This window comes from Gordonia sp. SCSIO 19800, from assembly GCF_018132775.1.
GTDB classification, from domain to species: domain Bacteria; phylum Actinomycetota; class Actinomycetes; order Mycobacteriales; family Mycobacteriaceae; genus Gordonia; species Gordonia hongkongensis.
Genome location: NZ_JAGRQM010000001.1, coordinates 125,466 through 146,155, shown reverse-complemented (window position 1 = coordinate 146,155; position 20,690 = coordinate 125,466). Strand labels below are relative to the sequence as shown.

Below are 20,690 nucleotides of genomic sequence, written 5' to 3'. Positions count from 1 at the left end.
GGACATGAGTTCGACGAACAAGGGGATCGCGGTCGTCACCGGTGCCGCCGGCGGCATGGGTTCGCACATCGCCCGCCGGCTGCACCGGGACGGTCATCGCGTCCTGCTCACCGACATCGCCCTCGATCCGGCCCAGCGCATCGCCGAAGAACTCTCGCCCGACGGGTCGGCCGCACGGGCGGCCGTCCTCGACGTGGCGCACCGGCAGGGTTTCGTCGACGCGCTGGCGCATGTGCAATCCGTCTGGGGCACACCGACGATCGTCGTGAACAACGCGGCATTGACCCAGGCGGCCGATCTCATGACGCTCGACGAGCCGGACTTCACCCGCGTGCTGAACACGAACGTCAACAGCATCTTCTTCGGCTGCCAGGTCTTCGGGGCCGCGATGGCCGACGAGGGGTACGGCCGCATCGTCAACATGGCGTCGCTGGCCGGTCAGAACGGCGGCACCGCCACCGGCGCGCACTATGCCACGTCCAAGGGCGCGATCCTGACGGTCACCAAGATCTTCGCCAAAGAGCTTGCGGCCAAGGGTGTCACGGTCAACGCGATCGCGCCCGGGCCGCACGACCTGCCCGTCGTGAAGGCGACCGTGCCGCCGGAGAAACTCGACGCCGTGATCGCCGGCATCCCCGTCGGGAAGCTGGGCCGCCCCGAGTTCATCGGGGACATGGTCGGCCTGCTGACCGCCGAGAACGCCTTCTTCGTCACGGGTGCGTGCTGGGACGTCAACGGCGGGCTCTTCGTCCGCTGATCGCACCTCGAGAATTATTCGCCACCACCAGGAGCACCGCCATGGCCCTCACCGACGTCGTCGTCTCCGCGATCGTCCAGGAGACCCCGAGCATCAAGACCTTCTACCTGTCGAGGCCCGACGGCTCGACGATGGGGGAGTACACGCCCGGAGCGCACATCGATGTCGTCGGGCCGACCGCCATCACCCGCCAGTACTCGCTGTGCAGCCGGCCCGACGGGCGGGAGTCCTTCGCCGTGGCCGTCAAGCGCGAGGATCAGTCCCGAGGTGGTTCGGCCGCACTGCACGAACTGCGCGTCGGCGACCGGCTGCAGATCAGCGAGCCACGGAACCTGCTCGGGATCGATTCCACGGCAACGCATCACGTCCTGGTGGCGGCCGGCATCGGGATCACCCCGATGCTCAGCATGGCGCGCTACATGGACGTGCACGGGATCAGCTTCGAACTGCACTACTTCGCCCGGACGGTCGATGACGCGGCGTTCCTGCCGCTGCTGCGGGAGCGTTGCCCGGAGAAGCTGCACGCGCATGTCGGCGTCGGTCGTGAGGCCCACGGACCGATTCTGACCGCCGCGCTGGAATCGGCGCCGCAGGGCTCGCATGTCTATGTCTGCGGCCCGGACGGGTTCATGACCAAGGTCCGCGAACTGGCGGAACAGTACATCCCGGCCGACGCGGTCCACTTCGAGAACTTCCACGCCACCGATCAGCCGGATGCGTCGGAGAACACGCCCTTCGACGTCGAACTCGACGGCGAGACCTATCACGTCCCGGCCGACCGGAGCATCGTCGAGGTCCTCGAGGAGAACGGCTGCGACGTCGACACCTCGTGTCAGGAGGGCATCTGCGGTACCTGCATCATGCAGGTCCTCGCCGGTGAGCCCGAGCACCGCGACAACGTGCTGACCAAGGCCGAGCGAGAGTCCGGAGAGGTCATGGCGGTCTGCGTCTCGCGGACCACCGGCGAGAAGATCGTGCTCGACTATTACTGACCCCGATCAAGGGTTGGTCGGCACCTCGACGTCGAACCGCAGGATGTCCCGGACCAGCGTGCTGATGCTGTCGGCGTCGGTCTTGCTCTTGATCCGGGCACGGTGCACGTCCACCGTCTTGACGCTCATGTCGAGGCGGCGGGCGATGTTCTGGCTGGGTAGACCTTCGACGACCAGCGCGAGGATCTCGCGTTCCTGCGGGGTCAACAGCGCGACCTTCGATTCCACCCACCGCTTCTGCGCGTGGGTGCGGAAGCGTTCGACCGCCTTCTCCATCCCCGCCTGGACGGCGTCGAGCAGCCGCTGCGGGTCGTAGGGCTTCTCCAGGAAATCCATCGCGCCGGCCTGCAGGGTGGACACCGACATCCGGATGTCGCCGTGCGCGGAGACGAAGATGATGGCGACGTGCGGTGCTAACTCGTTGAGCTTCTCCTGCAGCCGCGGGCCGCTCATCGTCGGCATGCGGACGTCGAGCACGATGCACGCGGGGGTGTCCCCGGAGTACTGCGCGAGGAAGTCGTCGGCACTGTGGCAGATCCGCGGCGAGATCCCGATGCTGCCGAGCAGCCAGTCGACCGATTCGCAGAGTTCCGGGTCGTCGTCGACGACGTACACCGCCGCGGTCACATCCGATGCGGTCACGTCCACGCCGCGTCGGCCGTCCAGTAGTTCATCCCGACGGCACTCACCTGATGGCGCCACTCCGACGTCCGGTTGAGCCAGGGTTCCTCGCGCCGGACCGACTCGTCGGCCGCCTCCGGGCCGTCGGCCTCGACGGTCCAGTGCACCCAGTTGACCTCCCGGCCGTACTCGTCGTGCACGAACAGGTCGACATGGTGCCAGCCGTAGTTGAAGGTGTCCTCGTAACACGTGAGGAACATCCGGTGGTGCGTCTCGGGACGGGGTTTGACTGTCATGCAGATCTTCTCTCTCGCAACCGGATCAGACCGGGACGACCGGATGGGACCGGAGCTCGTTCTCGAGCACCGCGGCGACCTCGAACAGGGCCGACTCCCGCCCCGGCAAGCCGATCACCTGTAGTCCGAGGGGCATCCCGGAGTCCGTGGTCGCCCCCGGGACGACGACGACCGGGCAGCCGAGCAGCTGCCACGGTCGGCTCAGGACCGGCGACCCGGTCGCGTCGAGGCCGCTCGGTGCGGGGCCGGGTGCGGCGGGACCGACGATCACCGTGTGATCGCCGAGCGTCTCGGCCAGCAGATCCCGCGAGCGGTCGCGGCGGATGAGGGCGGCCGCGTGGTCCGCGGGCCGGACCGCGCGGCCGGCGTCGACGAGGTCGAGCAGCGCGGGGCTGAGCGCGGCCGCATGGTCCCGGACGACATCGTCCAGGGTCTCGGCCGCCTCATGGGACATGACGGTCACGTGGTCGTCGGCCAGGGTGCGGACATGATCGTCGAATTCGAGTGCGCGGGTCTCGACGTCGGCTCGCTCGAGCAGGTCCGGCAGCCGGTCGACCAGGTCTGCCATTGCCGGGTCGATCGGGTGCAGGTCGCTGCCGCCCCACACCACCACGGTCCGGACGGTGGAGCGACCGGGAACGATCGGCGAGCGGCCGGTGAAGGCGGTGTACACGTACTGCAGGTCGGCGATGTCGCGGGTGAGGATGCCCAGCGAGTCCAGCGACTCCGAGAGTCCGGTGACGCCGGACAGATCCGTCGAGCCGTGCGCGAGGACCATGCCCGCGGCGCCGCAGTAGGCGGCCGGCCGGGTCAACGAGCCGGCGGTCTGCGTACCCAGCGCCACCGGGATGACGCCAGCCCCGACGGCGGCGGCCGAACCGCTCGACGACCCGCCCGGCGTGTGCCCGGGGTGGTGCGGATTGCGCGTCGGCCCGGGCGAGAAGTAGCCGAACTCGGTCGTGACCGTCTTGCCCTGGATCACCGCGCCCAGATCGCGAAAACGACTGACACAGGGCGCATCCGACGCCGCCGGCGACGACGACGTGACGGGTGAACCGGCACGGGTCGGCAGACCCTCGACGTCGATGAGGTCCTTGACCCCGAGCGAGACGCCTCGCAGGGGCCGGCGACCCGGTATCCCATCCTGCCGTCGTGCCTCGTCGACGACGCCCGGGGACAGCTCGACCCACGCGCGCAGATCGGTGTCGGTGCCGACGATCTCCTCACGGACCTGTTCCGCGAGAATTTCCGCCGACACCACCTTCTCGTGGACCGCGGTCGCCTGCTCACTGATGGGCTGTTTCCAGTAGGCCGAGCTCACCGTTCCTCCTTCATGTGCTGGGACCAGTCTGCCCTGTCGCGCATCGCGGCGACAGTAAAGATTTCCCTCGTATCCCCGTAGGGACGGGTGGCCATAACGTCGTTGCCAGCCCCCGACAGCCCGGCGTCTTCGCACCCTGCCAGTCCAAGGAAACCCAATGAGCCTCAGAGAACCCGCGGTGACGACGCCGTCGTCGCCGACCGCCCCCGATCGACGAATCGACTTCGGCCGCATGTCGAGACGGGCCTGGATCGTCACCGGCATGCTCGTGCTGTTCCAGATCATCGCCTTCGCCGACAAGGCGGTGCTCGGCCTGGTCTCGGCCGACGCGATGCCCGAACTCGGCTTGACCGCAACCGAATTTGGATTCATCGGCAGTGCCTTCTTCTTCCTGTACGCGATCGTCTCGGTCGTCACCGGGTTCCTGGCGTCGAAGATCTCGGTGAAGTGGATCCTGTTCGCGATGGGCGTCACCTGGGCGGTGCTGCAATTCCCGATGCTGCTCGGCGGCGGCGCCGCCATCCTGCTGGTGACGCGGATCATCCTCGGCGGCGCCGAGGGACCCGCGACGGCCATGTCGCTCACCTCCGCGCACACCTGGTTCTCGCCCACCCGTCGTGCGCTGCCGTCGAACCTGATCGCCGCCGGCTCCACGCTGGGACCTGTCTTCGCGGCGCCGCTGCTGGCCTGGGTCATCGCCGTGTGGGGTTGGCGCTGGGCGTTCGGTGTTCTGGGAATCATCGGCCTGGTGTGGGTGATCGCCTGGTGGGCGATCGGCGCGGACGGTCCCTACCGTCCCAAGAAGGCCTCGTCGCCGGACGAGCCGGCACTCGACACCGACGAGACGGTTGACGATGCGAAGGAGGTCGCGACCTCCGCGGTCGACGAGCAGAAGCCGGTCAAGATCTGGCGTGCGCTGCTCAGCTTGGCGTTCATCTCCGCCGTGATCGGCGGGGCGTCGAACTTCTGGGTGCAGGGCTTCCTGACGACCTGGCTGCCCCAGTACCTGGGCACCGTGGTCGGGCTGTCGCTCGGTGAGGTCGGTGCGGTGACCACCGTGCCGTGGGTGGTCGGCGCGCTCGTCCTGCTCGGACTGGGTGCGCTCGGGCACCGGATGCTGCACCGGGGGAGTTCGGCACATCGGGCGATCGCCGTCCCGTTCGGCTGCGCCGCGGTCCTGGCCGGGTTGTGCTTCATCGCCATCCAGGCGTCGTCGGGGATCACGGCGGTCGCGCTGCTGTGCCTCGCCGGTGGATGCAGCCTGGCGTTCCCGATGACCGCCACCGCGATCGGTTATGCGGTCGGCGCTCGGCAGCGACCGATCCTCATGGCCACCCTCGGCGGCGTGGCGTCGTTCGGCGCGGTCATCTCGCCGATCCTGGTCGGCTGGCTCATGACCGACGCGGGGTATGTGTCGCCGCCGAAGGGTGAGAAGCCCAGCGCGGAGATGGCCGACAACATGGCGGCCGGCGTGCACCAGGCGTTCACGATCACCGGCATCGTCCTGCTGGTCGGCGGCGCACTGTGCATCGCCTTCCTCCGGCCGGAGCGACTCGGTGCCATTCTGCAGAAGCGTTACGTCCAGGAGCCGGTCGAGGCCCGGTCCGCCTGAGTGCCCGACCACCGCGACGATTCGATCCCAGGAGAAGACATGTCCGACAATGTGATCAGTGCCATCGACCCAGGCATCTTCCGAAATGTGATGGGGCACTATCCCACCGGCGTGGTCGTGGTGACGGGACGCGGTGACGACGGCTCCGTGCTGGCCATGGTCGTCGGGACTTTCAGCTCGGTGTCGATGGACCCGCCGTTGGTGTCCTTCATGCCGATGAAGACCTCGCGCACCTTCGAGAAGATGCGGGCCTGCGAGTCGTTGTGCATCAACATCCTCGGCGGTGAACAGGAGGACGTCGTCCTCACCATCGCGCAGCGTTGGGAGGACAAGCTCGCGGGCATCGACTGGTTCCCTTCGCCGTCGGGCGATCCGGTTCTCGCGGATTCGGTGGCCTGGATCGACACCCGCATCAGCAACGTCGTCGAAGCAGGCGATCACTGGATAACGCTCTGTGAGGTGCGGGATCTGGCCGTGACCAACCCGGTGTCGCCGCTGATCTTCTTCCAGGGTGGTTACGGCAGTTTCGTGTCGACGTCCCTGATGGCCCGGATGGACCACGAGATCCTGCCGACGATCCATGCCGCACACGCGGCGCGCCCGCAGGTGGAGGCATTGGCGACGTCCGTCGGCTGCGAGGTGTCGGTCCTCACCGCGGTCAGCCGCGACGAGATGGCCGTCGTGTTGTCGGCCACCGCGCCGGGCGTCGACCGTGACGAAGGCCTCGCGTACCGCATCCCGATGGTGCCGCCCATCGGGGACACGTACGTGTTCGACCAGGACGACGAGACCCGGGAGCGGTGGCTGGCGAAGCTCCGGCATGCCGACGATGATGTGCGACAGGTACATCGCGACCGTCTCGACTTCGTGCGGCGGCACGGTTACCTGGTGTCCTTTCTGCCCGATGCCTCATCGACTGCGTACGAGGAGATGCGAGAGGCGACGAAATCCTATGAGCGGGGCCGGTTGACGCCTTCGCAGGAACGCGAGATCTGCGAGTCCATCGGGAAGTCGGCCGTCGACTATCGCCTCCGCGAGGTGCGACCCGATCAGACCTATGACGTCGGTTCCGTCGTGCTGCCGATCCGGGACGCACGTGGCGGATACTCGATGACGCTCCGGTTGTCGCAGTTGCCGCTGGGCGTGAACGGCTCTGAGGTCGAGGCCTGGATCTCGGAGGCGCGTGCGGTGGTCGAGGTGCTTGGCCGATGAGCGACGACGATGCCAGGATCTCGGCGCTCGTCGCGCGGGTCGAGATTCTGGAGGCCGAAGCCGAGATCCGACGAATCCAGGCTCGATACATGTTCCTCTGTGACACCCCGTGTCCCGAACCCGGTCTCGCGGATGACGCCGAGCGCATCGAGCGCATCCTGGACCTCTACACCGACGACGCGGTGTGGGAGGGCGTCGGCGAGTACTACGACGGACAGTTCGGGCGTGCCGAGGGCAAGCCGGAGATCCGCGAACACTTCCAGCGCTTCTGGGATGAGAAGCGGGACCCGGCACTGGTGCTCAACGCGCACTACCTGACTTCGGAGCAGGTCCATGTCGACGGCGATGACGCCGAGGGACAGTGGATTCACATGCAGCCGTGGCTCTTCGGCGACGGCTCGGCCCTGTTGCGGTCGAGTCGGCTGAACAACGCCTTTCGCAAGCACGACGGCCGGTGGCGGATCACTCGTACCCGCACCGAGAACGTCTTCATCGCGCCGCTTCCCGACGGATTCGCCGAGAGCTACCCCTCGGCGTCGGCGTTGATGGGCTGAGGCGTTCGACGCCGGTGACGGGTCACGCGCCTGTGGTCAGTCGGATCATGTAGACCGTAGCCGCCACGCCGAGGAGCAGGAAGGCGCCCGGGAACGCGATGTTGTAGAAGACGCGGGCCCGCACATGGGCGATGACCGCGCCGACGAAGAACAGAGTGAGCCCGGTTCCGGCGGCGACGCCGATCCAGGGTTCGATCGTCAACCCGAGGACAAGCCCTGCTGCTCCGGCGGCCTTGAGTGTCGCGAGGTGGGGCAGGAACCGAGGTGGGACGTGGACCTCGGCCGAATTGGCCAGCACGAACTCGGCCCGGGCGAAGTCGGCGATGGCGATACCGCCATTGGCCACGATGCAGATGATCGTGGCGACGAACAGGGTGGTGGTCATCGCCGGGGGCCCTTCGCTGGTCGGGTTCCGCCGCGCGGTGGCCGGGTCGGTACGGTCGACATGTGTCCTCCTCTGAGGTGGGTTGTCGGATGGACGATGTGAGTGTGGTGCTCTCATCCGTACCGACGTCCTACCCCACGAGAAGGTGACATCCGGTGGTACCGACCTCAGAGTTCGAAGATCTACGACCGCAGCTGACCGCCATGGCGTTCCGGATGCTCGGCTCGATCCACGACGCCGAGGACGCCGTGCAGAGCACGTGGCTCAACTCGCTGCGTGTCGACGGCACCGAGATCCGCAACCCTGCCGCATGGTTGACGACAACACTCACCCGGGTGTGTCTCGATCAGTTGCGCGCCCGCGGCAGACGACAGGAAGATCCGCTGTTCGCCGACGCTCTCCCCGCGGAGGCTGTCGCGGCCGACGAGCTCTACCTGCAGCGCGAGAACGTGTCACGTGCGCTGATGGTGGTCCTCGATCGGTTGACGCCGTCGCAACGCGTGGCCTATGTGCTGCATGACCTCTTTGCGGTTCCGTTCGGTGAGGTCGCAACGATCCTCGACACCAGTGTGGACGGTGCGAAGAAGCATGCGAGCCGGGCACGCGGACGGATCGCGTCTTCGCGGTTGAACTCCGAGCTGGACCCTGAACTGCCGTCGGGTGATGCGTCCCTGGTCGTCGACGCCTTTCTGGCCGCGGCGCGCGGCGGCAGTCTTGATGCGATGGTCGCGCTGTTGGGCGAGGATTGCATCCGTGTCGCCGACCGGTCACTGGTACCGCCGGACACACCGACCGTGGTCCGGGGCGCCCGGGCGGTCGCGGAGGAGACCCGATTCTTCGCCGACCGTATCCGGGCAAGCACGCCGATGTGGCTGGGAGGTCGGATGGTTCATGTGATCGCACCGGGCGGTCACCCGCTCGCCGTCATCGACATCGCCGTGAAGGGTGGGCGAGTCGTGCGGATCGACATTCGTCGCATGACGTCACCCGCCGTGTCCAGGTAGTCCTGACCGGCGATGTGGCCTCTGCGGTGTTCAGAAGGGCGGCGGGTTGGCGTCGTTCCAGCGCTTCTCGGCGCGTTGGTGGCGTCGGAAGTCGTTGTCGCGCTGCGTGTCGAGTCTGTCGCGGGCGGGATGATCGGGTGACCGTCTGGGGAAGAGCTTGTTGAACAGGTCGCGTCCGCTGAAGGCGTTGCCGACGAACATGTGCCCGGTGGGGGTGGTGAACCAGGCGGTGCGGGACTCGTCTTGGTGGTCCTGCCAGCTGGTGAAGGTCTTGATGCGGTGATGGAACCGGCACAGCGGTTTGAGGTTGCGCGCATCGGTCGGGCCACCGCGACGCGGGTCGGTGTGATCGAAGGGTTCGGTGTGGTCGAGATCGATCTGCCAGACCGGGGCGTTGCAGCCGGGGAAGGTGCAGCACAGTTCGCCGGCGCGCACCAGCGCCTGGAGCTTCTTCGAGGGGGTGTATCGCGTTGTCGAACTGTCCGCGTCGGGAGCCGGTGAACCGTCGGGTGCGTCGGGTGCGGGATGGATGTAGGTGCGGCGGGCTTCGGCGAGGAGTGTTCGGGCGGTGTCGGCGTCGATGATGCCGTGGCGGTCGAGGAAAGCGGGGTCGTTGTCGAGACCGAACAGGGTCGACAGGTTCACCACGATGTGAAAGGTCGCGCGCGGCGCCAGCGATGACGACGGCGACGCGTCCGGACCCGGAGGGTCGGCGACAACCGTGTCGCTGTCCGGGGTGTTGGTGTCATCGTTCCCGGAGTGGCGCGCGGGTGCCTCAGTCGTGTGGTCGGCGGTGTCCACTGTCGCTGCGTCGACGTCCCCGGTGGTGTCGGCTTCAATGTCCATTGCGGCAGGTCGGCAGTCGTCGCATTCGCACGCGATAGAAGCTTCGCCCCGCGCGAGCGCTTTCAGAGCATCGACCCGGCGGTTGGCCAACTTTCGAGGGTCGCCGGCGTGGACCGCGGTGGCCATCGCCGTCAGGCGGGCGTCGAACTCGGCGGCATCAGCATGGGGCAGCGTGCCGGAGATCCGGGACTGCCCGGGTGTGAAGCGGTCGGGGGTGACGGTCACCTTGCGGTCGGATTTCACTCGCTCCTTGCGTCGGCGGATCGCGTCGGGTGCCCACTTGGCGACGATGGAATCGACCATGGCGGTGAACCGGGCCGTGGACATCGGTGCGCGGGCGAAGATCGCTTCGGCGAGATGGGCGTCGACGGTCTGCATCTCCTCGTCGTTGGTGATGAGGTCGGTGCGTTTGAGGGCGATGAGGAAGCGGCGCTTGTCGATTCGACCGCACGCGAGTGCGTGTCCGGTGAAGGAGAGTCGGTAGCGCAGTGCGTCGCCGGCTTCGATGAGGTTTTTCGCCTCAGCCGGTGTCACGGTGAGGGTGGCACCGACTTCGGCGATGGCCTGCTCGAGACCGTTGGGCCCGAACTGCTCGTAGGGGTTCTCGCCGGCAGCCACTCGCGCGGACAGGTGCTCGAAGGCTTCGATGGAGTCGAGTTCGCCGCTGTGCGTCTCGGCGCGCCGCTGGGCGTAGTCCATCTCGCGTTCATCGTGAATGAGGCTGGCAACGACCATCATTCGATGCGCGGACGCCGCCGCCAGGCCGGCGCAGTGATTCAAGACCTCGATGAGTTCAGAAGCGGAGAGTTCATGGTCGGGACGAAAGCGTGGCTCGACCGACTCCTGTGATGGGTCCACCGATGTGGTGGATCCGGCCCCCGCCCCCGATGACATGCCACCACTATACTCGAACATGCGTTCGAGTCAAGTGTTGATTATCAACTTCCTCAGACTCTTGTCGAATGAAATCACGACGCACCGACAGGTCGGAGGGTGCTCACTGCCTACCGCAGTTGGTGTGCAGACTCCTCAGAGCTGCTCACGGTGCCATCATGGTGTGGCTACAACCGACAACTTGTAGTCCAGGGTCAGGCGGGAGGTAGAACGCAGCGTGACCACCATCGGCGATCCTCGCTTTGATGCAGGCATTCTCACCATGAGCGATGCGGCTCGCTATCTAGCCATCAGTCAGCAGACGTTTCACCGGTGGGCGAAAGGCTACGACCGTGGGGAACCGCTTCTACATGTGGTGGACGCGCCACAGCGACAAGCAAACGTGTCCTTCATCGCCCTGACCGAGGCATACGTACTCGACGCCCTTCGCAGCGCAGGCGTTCACGTTCGCAAGATCCGTCCCGCGCTCGAGCAGCTGCAACGGGACTTCGGTCGTGACTACGTGCTGACAGCGCCGAATCTGGCCACAGGCGGTGTTGATGTCCTGTGGGACTTCGCCAAGACCCGAGCCGGTGCCGGGCTCATCGAAGCGCGATCCGGGCAGAATGTCATCCGCGAGATCGTCCAGGACTACATCTCATATGTCAGTTGGGACGGTGAGCATCCGAACCGCCTACAACTACGCGAATGGGAGCCGGAGAAGGTCATCGTCGACCCAGATGTTGCGTTCGGGCAGCCTCGGTTCGGAGCATCAGGACCTCGCCTTGCGGACGTCGCTGCAATGCTGAAAGCCGGAGAGGACGGCGAGGTCGTTGCCGAGGAGTTCGACATCTCGAGATCCCAGGTTCGAACCGCCGCCCGCGTCCTCCTGGGCCGCACCGCCTGAGTTCTATCTGGACGAGAATATCGCCGGCAGGACCTTGCGGCGATCGATCGAAGAGCTCGGCTATATCGTCCATACTCCGGCTGCGGTGTACGGAACTCGCGCGGCAGCCGAGGGGACGCCAGATGAACGCTGGCTCCGTGATGTCGGCCGGAACGGGTGGGCGGCAATAGGTCGGGACACCACAATTCTCGTCACGCCCTCGGAATTGCAGGCCTACAAGCGCGCTCGCATCCACCTGTTCCTGTTTCACGGTCAGGCAACCAGGCAGCAGCTGGTTGATACCCTCCACGCGAACCTGCGCGACATCTGAACGCACTGCATGAGCGGCACCCCGTCCGTGTGGCGCGTCTTCGGTGACCCACGCCCGCGTCTCGAGCAGTTGATGTAGCCGTCGTCGTTGGCCTCCAGGCGTGACGTCAGCGATGTCCATGGGGCGGGCCGATGCGGACAAGGCGTGGGTCCTGCGTGATCTCGCGTACCTCAAACGACGGGTCGATGTCCTCGGTGAAACGTTCGACGACCAGAGAACCGTTGCTGTCGAACCCGATTCGGTGATGAGTCAATCTTGTGGTGAACTTCCAGACGGCCATCTCTTCGATGTCGGTGGTGACAGAGTCTTCGCACTGGACGCATTCCAGTGCCTCGTCGCTGTCCGGGTCGTCGGTGTGTTCGTCGCACGGCTTCCACTCGGAGGTGACGAGATACCCGGGGGTCCACAGTGTGGCGTCGGTCGGAGGCCATTCGACCGAGTACCACTCGCCAGGGGCGACGCCGTACGCGCTGGCGGCTTCGTCGAGGGCGATCTTGCGGTCGGCTTCGGTCCATACGACCCGGGGCGGAATCGCCACGTCTTCGATGGGATCGATTCCGGCGTAGTCGGCGGGATCGCCGAGCAGTTCGGTATCGGTGGCATCCTGCTGACTTGCCGGACCACCTGAGCGGTGCGAGTCGAGCGTCGCTGCTTCGGCTGTCGCCGCGTCGATCTCGGCTGCGAGATACGCAGCGGAGTTCATCCGCTCATGAACCGATTTCGCTGGGATCCGCGAGACGAGCTCGTCGATCACTGCTTGGTCGGCGGCGTACAGCACTTCGGAAACCTGGCGCAGAGCGGTTTTTCCATCCTGCACCGGGATTTCGGACGCCTTGGAGTCCCACGTTTTGGTGGCGATCTGATCGCGCCGGTCAAGCATGTCTGACACGAGCGAACTGATGTCGTCTGCGGACGTCGTGTCAGGGAGGAGCGACAGCTCCCTCAGATCGGAGATGACACGCGTGAATCGATCGCGTGCATCAGAAGACCAATCGATCCAGCGCTCAGTCATCGTCGTCTCCCGGGGCGTTCTCTGCTGCGAACCTAGGTGCCATCATCTCCATCTGCTCGAACACCGTGGTGATGGCGGCCGGCTGCTTGTCCGGCGGGTATTTGTACTTGACCAGCAAGCGTTTGATGGAGGACCGCAGTTTCGCGCGCACGTCGTCGCGGACGGTCCAGTCGAATTTGGTGTCGCGCTGCATGATCCGGACCAGCTCGCGCGCGATTTGGGCGAGGACTTCGTCGCCCTGGAACTCGACCGCCGACTCGTTCTTCGCAACGGCGTCGTAGAAGGCGAGTTCGTCCTCGCTCAGAGCGGGTGAGAAGCGTTCACCGCGGCTTCCCTCCGCCGCCACTTCTTTGGCCATCGCGATGAGCTCGGCGATGACTTCGGCGGAGGTGATCTGTTGGTTTGTGTAGCGCTTCATCAGATCGGTGATCCGCTCGGAGAAGTCACGCTGCCGAACGACGTTGTTCCGCGTTGCACGCGCCGATTCCTCGGTCAGGGTCGCGCGAAGCGCTTCGATCGCCAGGTGCGGGTTGGTGGCGGCCTTGGCCTTGGTCTCGAAGTCGGGCCCGAGGTCGGACAACGACGGCTTGGGAAGTCCTGCCGCGTCGTAGATGTCGACGATCTCACCGCTCGCGGTGGAGCGCGCCACCAAGGACGACAGCAGGCGTTTGATCTCCTCCGGAACCGGGCGACCTTCGGCCTGCCGGTCGGCGGCGTCGAACTTGCCCATCCAGACGCGGACTTCTTCATAGAACTGGACCGTCGGCCGCAACTCGCCGAGCGACTTCTCTCCACCGGCTAGTGCCCAGGCTCTTGCGAGATGGGCGGAGAGGGAGCGGTAGCGTCCGCCGAGAGTCTCCTCGTCTTCGGACCCTGCGTTGCCCGGGGTTTCGGGCGAGCGCAGGTACTCGGTCAGGCCGACGGCCGCTTTCATCCACCCGCGGTCGGGGTCCTTGGCCTTGCTTCGCCAGTCGTATCCGGAGCACACGTCATCGAGTTGTGCGAGCAGCTGCTGGGTGAGTGCGACCGCCTCGTCGATGTTCCGGCCGACCGGTTGCTGTGCCTGGTCGGTCTCGGTGTATTCGGCGAGTGCCTTGTGCAGGTTGTCGGCCAGGGGCGCGTACGCGACGAGCAAACCGGACGGCTTTCCTCGAAAGGTCCGGTTCACGCGCGCCAAGGTCTGCATGAGCAGTGCGCCCTTGAGAGGACGATCGAGATACAGCGTGTGCAACGGAGGCGCGTCGAAGCCGGTGAGCATCATGTCCTTGACAATGACGATTTGCAGCTCGTCATCGGCGTCCTTCAGTCGCTTCTGGATTATCTTGTTCTGTGCATCCCGCCGAACGTGCTTTGCGACGAGGCCCTGGTCCTTGGCGCTTCCGGAGTAGACGACCTTGATGATTCCTCGGTCGACCGCGTCGTCGTGCCACTCCGGACGGAGTGTGACGATCTCCTCGTAGAGCCGGGCGGCGATGTCACGGGTGGCGGTGACGACGAACGCCTTACCGGGGGTCGAGATGAAGGTCTCGAGGGATGCCGACCGGCCGTCCCAGTGTTCGACGATGTCGGCAGCGAGTGCTTTGACGCGTTCAGGAGCGCCGTACACCGCGTTGATGACGGCCACGGACTTCTCGATCTGAGCGCGTTCGGCGTCGTCGAGGCCGCGAGTTGCTTCGTCGGCGGCGCGGTCGAGATCGTCCTCGGTCACTTCGTCGGTGAGTCCGACCTTGATCAGTCGCGGCTCGAAGTAGACCGGCACGGTGGCGCCGTCGTCGACGGCCCGGGTGAGGTCGTAGATGTCGATATAGGGGCCGAAGACCTCTCGGGTGTTGCGTTCGGCGAACGAGATCGGGGTGCCGGTGAACGCGATCAGAGTCGCGTGCGGCACCGCATCGGCGAGATGTCGGGCGTATCCGTCGAGGTCGTCATAGTGACTACGGTGCGCCTCGTCGACGACGACGATCACATTGCGACGGTCGGTCAACAACGGGTGGTCGGCGCCCGCCTCGCGCTCGGCTTGTGTCCGACTGAACTTCTGCAGGGTGGTGAAGTAAATGCCGCCGGTCGTTCGGTTCGACAGTTCATCCCGCAGTTGTTCTCGCGAAGTAACTTTCACCGGCGATTCGTCGAGGAGTTCGGACCGGTTGAAGGTCTCGAATAGTTGTCCGTCGAGTTCACGTCGGTCGGTCACCACGACGATGGTCGGGTTCTTGAGCTTCGGTTGACGTGCCACGAGATGCGCGTAGAGCTCCATCTCCATGGACTTGCCCGACCCCTGGGTGTGCCACACGACGCCGGCCTTGCCGTTGCTCTCCGCAGCCGCAACGGTGTTCCCGACGGCCTTGGTGACCGCGAAGTACTGATGCGGCTTCGCGATTCGCTTCAGGTAGCCGTCGGCGCCGGCGTCGAAGGCGGTGAAGTTGCGCAGAATCTGCAGAAAGCGTTCCGAATTGAACACGCCGTCGATGAGGTACTCGAGTTCGAGGCCGAGCTTGTCGGGATCGTTCGAGTGGCCCGACGCGATGGGCTTGCCGTCGTCATCGACGTTCCACGGTGCGAAGTGCTCCAGCGGCGTGAACGGTGTGCCGTACCGGGCGGTGATTCCGTCACTGATCACCGAGATGACAGCGAACCGGAACACCATCGGGAATTCGTGCAGATAGGTCCGGAGCTGAGCGTGGGCCGACGCGAGGTCGGCCTGCGCCGAACCTGCCTGTTTGAGTTCGAAGAACGCAACCGGGAGACCGTTGAGGTACACGACGACATCGAATCGACGCTGGTGCTCCGAGTTGCGCACGGTCACCTGCTGGACCGCGAGCATCTCGTTGTCCTCTGGGCGAGCACCGATAAGACGGATGGTCGGGGTCTGCTCGAGGCCTTCGTGATCGACGTAGGAGATGCCTCGGAAACCCTTGACGAGGATCTCGTGCAGCCGATGATTCTCCGCCAGTGGGTCTCCCGACTCAGGAGCGAGAATGGCCGCCCTCGCCTGAACGAGATATTCGTAGGGCACATCGGGATTCAGCTCTCGCATCTTCGTGAGAAGCCGGTCGGGGAGGACGATGTCGTCCCACGCCGTACGACCGTCCTCGGTGCCCGGTGCGATCTCGGAGCCGTGTGTCGGCTGCCACTCCTGGTCAGCCAGCCACTCGAGTGCCAACGTCTCCCACTCGGATTCGGGAATCATACTCATCTAGTGGTCCTCCGACTGTCGATGTCCGCGGATGTCGATGCCCCCGCGTCGGTGTGTGTTAGACGATGTCTTCGATGGTGCCCTCGACGTCCTTGACTGTCACCCTTCCAGACATCAGCAGGGGGAGGAGCTGGTCGCGGGTTTGGGCGAGACAGCGGGTTTGCTCTCGTAGGGATTTCGCGAGCTCGAAGTCGCGCTCGAGCCGCCTCGCCAGCTGTTCTGCGTCCGAGCCGAGAGGCACTCTCAAATACTGGCCATACGCTTCATCGCGATTGAGGCCCGGTACAGCCGAATCCGAATTGAGTTCACTCAGTCTGGCGGCGCGAAGCGCGTAGTAGAGAATGTACGGCGACACGCCAGGCTTGGGAACCACATAGTAGGTGGTGTCGATTGGAAAGTGCGGGCCGTCAGACCAATAGAGTGCGCCGACCGTGCCCTTTCTACCGACAACAATTCCGGGGCCGTCGACCAGCGCCGTGTCGTGGGTGCCGACCGCACCGCCGCTGCCATAAACAGTGACAATCCCGGTCGTCCTCGATGCGACGGGGAGTGCTTTTCCATACAAGAAATCTGCGACCGTGCGAACTGTGCTCGGCGCAACAGTCAACGCTTGCTGGTTGACCGCCGCCTCGCCGAGATTGTCAAGGAGACGGCCTACCCGCTCATTCGCCGCGATCTTGTCGTCGAGAACGCCGAGGACATCCGCGATCTCCTTCTGCTTGACAGCATCCGGAACCTCGATTGCCATCTTGTCAACTCGAGTGATGTAGATGTGCTTGATGGTCGAACCATCTGCGTCCGCAGCCATTGCTGTTTGGTATCTCGGAGCCTGCAAAAGGTACGCCAGAAATCGTGGGTTGACGTCTGACTTTGGCTGCAGGAGGGCAACTGACTGATTGATACAGATGTCGTCCCGATCGCATACGGCAACGCGGCCAATACTTCCATCCTTGGTCAAGAGGATGTCTCCGACTCGTGGCCGACTCTTGTCGGTTAACCTTTCTCGGAACGCTTCAGCGGACGTATGGCGCACGGTGCTGTAGTCAATGCGGCCTCCCCGGATGTCTTTCGCAGTCACCATGGTGGGTCCGGAGTCTGTAGTCGGCATCGGGTTGGTGAAACCGTACGTGATGCGTGTCAAGAGGTCGCCAAGCTGGACCTGTTGCCACGAGGTATTTTGTGACTTAACCATGAAGCCGCTCCATCTGCGCGCGAACAACCTTCTCCAGCCGCGTGGATTCATCGAGAGCGGCAAACAGCTCCGTCCGGAGGCGAGCGACCTTCTCATCGATCGGCTCGCCGTCATCCTCGACCTCGCGTGCGTCCACGTACCGCCCGGGCGTCAGCGCATAGCCCGCAGCCTTGATTTCCTCGAGCGTCGCCGACTTGCAGAACCCCGGGACGTCCTCGTAATCGACCTCTTTCTCGGCAGCCGAGGTGGACCCGCGCCAGGCGTGGAACGTATCGCTGATCTTGACAATCTCCTCGTCGGTCAACGCGCGTTCCGCGCGGTCGATCATGTAGCCCATCTCGCGGGCGTCGATGAACAAGACCTGTCCGCTTCGGTCGACTGACCCCTGCTTGCCCTTCGTCTTGTCCTTCGCGAAGAACCAGAGGCACACAGGGATTCCGGTGCTACGGAACAGCTGCGTCGGTAGCGCGATCATGCACGACACCAGGTCGGCATCTACGATCTGGGCGCGTATCTCGCCCTCGCCGTTGTTGTTCGACGACATCGATCCGTTCGCCAGCACGACGCCCGCCTTGCCGCCAGGAGCCAGCTTCGACAAAATGTGCTGCAACCAGGCGTAGTTGGCGTTCCTCGCAGGCGGAACGCCGTACCGCCATCGGGGATCCTCCTCGTTCCTGGACCAGTCCTTGATGTTGAACGGCGGATTGGCCATCACATAGTCCATTTGAAGATCCGCGTGCTGATCCCGTGCGAACGTGTCACCCCACCGAGCGCCGAGACCATTGTTGTCGATGCCGTGGATCGCGAGATTCATCTTCGCCATCCGCCATGTCTCCTCGATGGCCTCCTGGCCATAGACCGAGACCTGTTTCGGGTCGCCGTCGTGCTCGTAGATGAACTGCTCGGTCTGCACAAACATGCCACCCGAGCCACAGCATGGGTCGTAGACGCGACCCTTCGAGGGCTCGAGGACCTCGACGATCACCCGGACGACGCTGCGCGGGGTGAAGAACTCGCCGCCCCGCTTTCCTTCCGCACGAGCGAAGTTGCCCAGGAAGTACTCGTAGACCTCACCCATCAGGTCACGCGCCTTGTGTTCACCTTGGCGGCTGAACCGGGCGCTGTTGAACAGGTCAACGAGCTCGCCGAGGCGACGCTGATCGATGTTGTCGCGGTTGTAGATCCGGGGGAGCGTACCCGCGAGCGACTTGTTGGCGGCGATGACCGCGTCCATCGCCTCGTCAATCAATTGGCCGATGTTCTTGTCTGGCGAACCGTCGTCGGAGGCGAGACCCTTGGCGTTGTCCGCCAGAAATGACCAGCGTGCGATCGGCGGGACCACGAAGACCCCGGCACCCTGGTACTCGCCGGCGTCGTCGATGACATCGGCTATCTGCGACTCGTCGAAACCGTCATCGGCCAGTTCGCGTCGGATGTCTTCTCGACGTTCGTCGTACGCATCCGAGACGTACTTGAGGAAGACCAGCCCCAGGATCACGTCCTTGTACTGACTCGCCGACAGCGACCCGCGGAGCTTGTCCGCCGCTTTCCACAGTGTGTCCTTGAGCTCTTTCATCGTCGACGGAGCCGACGGCTCTGCCTTGCGCCTCGCGGCCATTGGTGGTTCCTCTCTATCGAAGCTGCGGTTGGGACAGGGGAGCGGTCATCGACCACTCATCCCCGCCCCGCCGTTGTCCTCACGGCCGTTATGCCCGGTGTGGTTTCGGTGGTGTCAAGGGAGATGTCGCCGGCGGCGACGCCATCGATGAGCGCGACGGTCAGTTCTCTGGCGGCCGCCACCTTTCGCTCGACGGCGCGCTGGTAGTCCGCGACGTCGGCGAGAGCTCGTTCGAGTTGGTCGGACTCGGTGGAGGTGAGCCCGGGTACACGCCAGGTCTGCCACTCGGAGCCGGGTTCGCATCGCGAGTTGATGATCGCCGCGAGCGTGTGGGGACCGAGCGGCGCCCGCGGGTCGATTCGCAGGAGCTTCGCTGGAGCCTTCACGAGCGACCCGCCCACGTTGTCGATGACCGCGTGCGGGACCGGCTTCTCGACGAACACGATGTCGCCCGGATCGGTTCGTCGGGCGCGTGGATAGCGTTGCGCCGCATCGAACGGATCGAAGCGTAGCGTTCCCTCCGGCAAGACAATCACCGTTCCATGTGGGTCGGCATCCGACTCGTCGAAGCGGTTTCCCGAGCGCACCGTGATGAGTTTGCTCTCCTGTAACTCGGCTAGCGACTGATCGTGCGTCCGGAACCGTCCGGACGCTGCCTTGATGAGCACGTCCACCGTGCGTGCGGGAGTCGACGTCTGCAGCGTGGCGTGGTGGACACGGTCAGCGTGGTCGGCGAGCGCGCGGGATCGGAGGCGCGGCGCACTGGTCCCGCGGGGAACGACCGTGCCGCTTCCCCGGATCGCGATCAATTCGCGCGACCGAAAATACCGGTGGGCGCGCCGGGCATCCCGGTCGAGGATCGCGGTGACGTCGCTGGCGAGGTCGCCCAGGTCGTCGACGGAGAACCTGTCCAGGTCGGCAGTGCCGATGAGGTCCGAATCCGTCCCGCCCCGACAGATCCACAAAGCCTGGCTTTGCCGATGTGCCTCGCGCCAGAGACCGCGCGGAAGGCGTAGTGCCGCAACGACACTGCCGAGCTTGAGCGTCTCGGATCGGCGGATCTGCAAGTCGCCGGCGAGGTGATCGGTGAGCGCGGCCGCCGGTGCCATGACCACCGCGACGTCGCCGTCCCGCAGATCGAGAAGGAGTGCATCCACAGCTTCGAGCACATCGCACACCTCGGACCCGATGAGCGAGGCGACAACTGCGCCGCGTGCCTGTACGGCGGTGCTCACGTCGACTCTCGCGATCGCCGCTCGCCGCCGGAGATCCCGGGCCTCGCTGTCGGTGCCCCGGACGACCAGCTCCGACGCCAGGTCGGCGCACGCGAGCGCCAGGGTCGGGTCGCCGGCCGGGACGATGGACACATCTGCGTCGAGGTGCGCCACTGCGGCGCCGACAACTCCGCGGACGAGACCCAGAGCGTCGGGGGTCAGGTCGCGTACGCCGCGTGCTCTGCCCAACCGTCCTCGCTCCAGACGCGTCAGCGCATCAGGTGTGCCCAGGGAGGCGTCGACGAGCTGCTCGGTGAACCGCACCGAATCCGATGTTGCCGTGAACGCGTCGATTTCGCGTCGGATCAGTTGATCGTCAGGGTCGACTCGCGCGGCCGCAGTGGTCAGTTCGCCGTGTGATGCATCCGCGAAGTCGACGCCTGACAACGCGTACAGAGCCAGTAGGCAAACGACATCGTCGAACCGGACGTGCTCCGGCACTGCCAGAGCGTCGACGTCCAGATGTTGTTCGGCGCGGTTCTTGCCACGACCCGTTCGGTCGAGCCACTCCACGATCTCGGTGCGGTCGAAATGTTCGATGCCACCGATCGTCGAGACCGCAGTAGGGAAGGGGAACGACTCGCCGCGCACGATCGGGCGTTTGCGCCACTGGCTGACTGCCGGCCGCGTTACTCTCGCAAGGTCGGCGATGTCCTGCATCGTCAGTGTGGTCATTGCGGTCACCTCCTCGCCCTTGTCGACTGCTCATCG

At 65.2% G+C, this 20,690-nt stretch carries 18 protein-coding genes; 8 read left to right on the top strand and 10 right to left on the bottom strand.

All coding sequences use genetic code 11. The annotated features are described in order from the left end of the window. The first annotated feature begins 4 nt into the window (after positions 1-4). Together KB201_RS00665 and KB201_RS00660 are read left to right on the top strand one after the other, a co-directional pair. Entirely contained in the window at positions 5-757 is a 753-nt protein-coding gene (locus tag KB201_RS00665) for an SDR family NAD(P)-dependent oxidoreductase (protein WP_058250619.1), read from the top strand. Between the two features lie 41 nt (positions 758-798). After that, entirely contained in the window at positions 799-1,749 is a 951-nt protein-coding gene (locus tag KB201_RS00660; RefSeq protein WP_211538144.1) for a PDR/VanB family oxidoreductase, read from the top strand. A gap of 6 nt (positions 1,750-1,755) precedes the next feature. On the opposite strand, the gene KB201_RS00655 is transcribed toward KB201_RS00660, so the two are convergent. From KB201_RS00655 to KB201_RS00645, 3 genes are read right to left on the bottom strand one after another with little or no spacing between them, the layout of a single operon-like run. Beyond that, the gene (locus KB201_RS00655) at positions 1,756-2,391 is read right to left on the bottom strand and encodes a response regulator transcription factor (protein ID WP_374193855.1); all 636 of its coding nucleotides are present in this window, start codon (positions 2,389-2,391) and stop codon (positions 1,756-1,758) included. Further along, positions 2,388-2,666, bottom strand: coding sequence for a hypothetical protein (locus KB201_RS00650; RefSeq protein ID WP_058250617.1), 279 nt, complete (start codon positions 2,664-2,666; stop codon positions 2,388-2,390). Before KB201_RS00650 ends, KB201_RS00655 begins: the two co-directional genes overlap by 4 nt. Before the next feature lie 25 nt (positions 2,667-2,691). Continuing rightward, positions 2,692-3,987 carry an amidase gene (locus KB201_RS00645; RefSeq protein WP_058250616.1) on the bottom strand — a complete coding sequence of 432 codons (1,296 nt, stop codon included), beginning with the start codon at positions 3,985-3,987 and terminating at the stop codon, positions 2,692-2,694. A 157-nt stretch (positions 3,988-4,144) separates the two neighbouring features. Here KB201_RS00645 and KB201_RS00640 point away from each other — a divergent pair, with 157 nt between their 5' ends. The 3 genes from KB201_RS00640 to KB201_RS00630 are packed head-to-tail and all read left to right on the top strand — an operon-like array spanning position 4,145 to position 7,365. Next, on the top strand, positions 4,145-5,599 hold the full coding sequence (locus tag KB201_RS00640; RefSeq protein ID WP_058250615.1) for an MFS transporter: 1,455 nt from the start codon (positions 4,145-4,147) through the stop codon (positions 5,597-5,599). Positions 5,600-5,638: 39 nt separating this feature from the next. After that, positions 5,639-6,811, top strand: a complete 1,173-nt coding sequence (locus KB201_RS00635) for a flavin reductase family protein (RefSeq protein WP_058250865.1) — start codon at positions 5,639-5,641, stop codon at positions 6,809-6,811. Continuing rightward, positions 6,808-7,365, top strand: a complete 558-nt coding sequence (locus KB201_RS00630; RefSeq protein ID WP_058250614.1) for a nuclear transport factor 2 family protein — start codon at positions 6,808-6,810, stop codon at positions 7,363-7,365. The genes KB201_RS00635 and KB201_RS00630 overlap by 4 nt, the downstream gene beginning before the upstream one ends. Positions 7,366-7,387: 22 nt before the next feature. On the opposite strand, the gene KB201_RS00625 is transcribed toward KB201_RS00630, so the two are convergent. Next, the gene (locus tag KB201_RS00625; protein WP_058250613.1) at positions 7,388-7,750 is read right to left on the bottom strand and encodes a DoxX family protein; all 363 of its coding nucleotides are present in this window, start codon (positions 7,748-7,750) and stop codon (positions 7,388-7,390) included. 155 nt (positions 7,751-7,905) lie between these two features. Between KB201_RS00625 and KB201_RS00620 the strand changes: the two genes are divergently transcribed. Continuing rightward, entirely contained in the window at positions 7,906-8,754 is an 849-nt protein-coding gene (locus KB201_RS00620; RefSeq protein WP_058250612.1) for a sigma-70 family RNA polymerase sigma factor, read from the top strand. Between the two features lie 30 nt (positions 8,755-8,784). Here KB201_RS00620 and KB201_RS00615 read toward each other — a convergent pair whose 3' ends face one another. After that, positions 8,785-10,494, bottom strand: a complete 1,710-nt coding sequence (locus KB201_RS00615; RefSeq protein ID WP_211538143.1) for an HNH endonuclease signature motif containing protein — start codon at positions 10,492-10,494, stop codon at positions 8,785-8,787. Between the two features lie 217 nt (positions 10,495-10,711). On the opposite strand from KB201_RS00615, the gene KB201_RS00610 reads away from it, so the two are divergent. Both KB201_RS00610 and KB201_RS25225 read left to right on the top strand, forming a co-directional pair. Further along, complete coding sequence (locus KB201_RS00610; RefSeq protein ID WP_307847998.1) at positions 10,712-11,380, top strand: DUF433 domain-containing protein; 669 nt, start codon at positions 10,712-10,714, stop codon at positions 11,378-11,380. Then, positions 11,307-11,690, top strand: a complete 384-nt coding sequence (locus KB201_RS25225) for a hypothetical protein (protein ID WP_374193854.1) — start codon at positions 11,307-11,309, stop codon at positions 11,688-11,690. Before KB201_RS00610 ends, KB201_RS25225 begins: the two co-directional genes overlap by 74 nt. A 106-nt stretch (positions 11,691-11,796) precedes the next feature. On the opposite strand, the gene KB201_RS00600 is transcribed toward KB201_RS25225, so the two are convergent. From KB201_RS00600 to KB201_RS00580, 5 genes are all read right to left on the bottom strand, one after another. After that, the gene (locus tag KB201_RS00600; RefSeq protein ID WP_211538138.1) at positions 11,797-12,702 is read right to left on the bottom strand and encodes a hypothetical protein; all 906 of its coding nucleotides are present in this window, start codon (positions 12,700-12,702) and stop codon (positions 11,797-11,799) included. Then, a complete protein-coding gene (locus KB201_RS00595) occupies positions 12,695-15,895 on the bottom strand; it encodes a type I restriction endonuclease subunit R (protein WP_211538136.1) in 3,201 nt (1,066 codons plus the stop codon). Before KB201_RS00595 ends, KB201_RS00600 begins: the two co-directional genes overlap by 8 nt. Before the next feature lie 58 nt (positions 15,896-15,953). Next, the gene (locus tag KB201_RS00590; protein WP_282958879.1) at positions 15,954-17,003 is read right to left on the bottom strand and encodes a restriction endonuclease subunit S; all 1,050 of its coding nucleotides are present in this window, start codon (positions 17,001-17,003) and stop codon (positions 15,954-15,956) included. Positions 17,004-17,079: 76 nt separating this feature from the next. Further along, on the bottom strand, positions 17,080-18,705 hold the full coding sequence (locus tag KB201_RS00585) for a class I SAM-dependent DNA methyltransferase (RefSeq protein ID WP_211538132.1): 1,626 nt from the start codon (positions 18,703-18,705) through the stop codon (positions 17,080-17,082). Between the two features lie 56 nt (positions 18,706-18,761). Beyond that, positions 18,762-20,654, bottom strand: a complete 1,893-nt coding sequence (locus tag KB201_RS00580; RefSeq protein ID WP_211538130.1) for a hypothetical protein — start codon at positions 20,652-20,654, stop codon at positions 18,762-18,764. Between the last annotated feature and the right edge of the window lie 36 nt (positions 20,655-20,690).

Excerpts from the sequence above, each read along its gene's own strand:
- KB201_RS00665 (WP_058250619.1), top strand. The coding sequence starts at position 5 with ATGAGTTCGACGAACAAGGGGATCGCGGTCGTCACCGGTGCCGCCGGC.
- KB201_RS00660 (WP_211538144.1), top strand. The coding sequence starts at position 799 with ATGGCCCTCACCGACGTCGTCGTCTCCGCGATCGTCCAGGAGACCCCG.
- KB201_RS00650 (WP_058250617.1), bottom strand. The coding sequence starts at position 2,666 with ATGACAGTCAAACCCCGTCCCGAGACGCACCACCGGATGTTCCTCACG.
- KB201_RS00640 (WP_058250615.1), top strand. The coding sequence starts at position 4,145 with ATGAGCCTCAGAGAACCCGCGGTGACGACGCCGTCGTCGCCGACCGCC.
- KB201_RS00635 (WP_058250865.1), top strand. The coding sequence starts at position 5,639 with ATGTCCGACAATGTGATCAGTGCCATCGACCCAGGCATCTTCCGAAAT.
- KB201_RS00630 (WP_058250614.1), top strand. The coding sequence starts at position 6,808 with ATGAGCGACGACGATGCCAGGATCTCGGCGCTCGTCGCGCGGGTCGAG.
- KB201_RS00625 (WP_058250613.1), bottom strand. The coding sequence starts at position 7,750 with ATGACCACCACCCTGTTCGTCGCCACGATCATCTGCATCGTGGCCAAT.
- KB201_RS00615 (WP_211538143.1), bottom strand. The coding sequence starts at position 10,494 with ATGTCATCGGGGGCGGGGGCCGGATCCACCACATCGGTGGACCCATCA.
- KB201_RS00600 (WP_211538138.1), bottom strand. The coding sequence starts at position 12,702 with ATGACTGAGCGCTGGATCGATTGGTCTTCTGATGCACGCGATCGATTC.
- KB201_RS00595 (WP_211538136.1), bottom strand. The coding sequence starts at position 15,895 with ATGAGTATGATTCCCGAATCCGAGTGGGAGACGTTGGCACTCGAGTGG.
- KB201_RS00590 (WP_282958879.1), bottom strand. The coding sequence starts at position 17,003 with ATGCCGACTACAGACTCCGGACCCACCATGGTGACTGCGAAAGACATC.
- KB201_RS00585 (WP_211538132.1), bottom strand. The coding sequence starts at position 18,705 with ATGGCCGCGAGGCGCAAGGCAGAGCCGTCGGCTCCGTCGACGATGAAA.
- KB201_RS00580 (WP_211538130.1), bottom strand. The coding sequence starts at position 20,654 with ATGACCACACTGACGATGCAGGACATCGCCGACCTTGCGAGAGTAACG.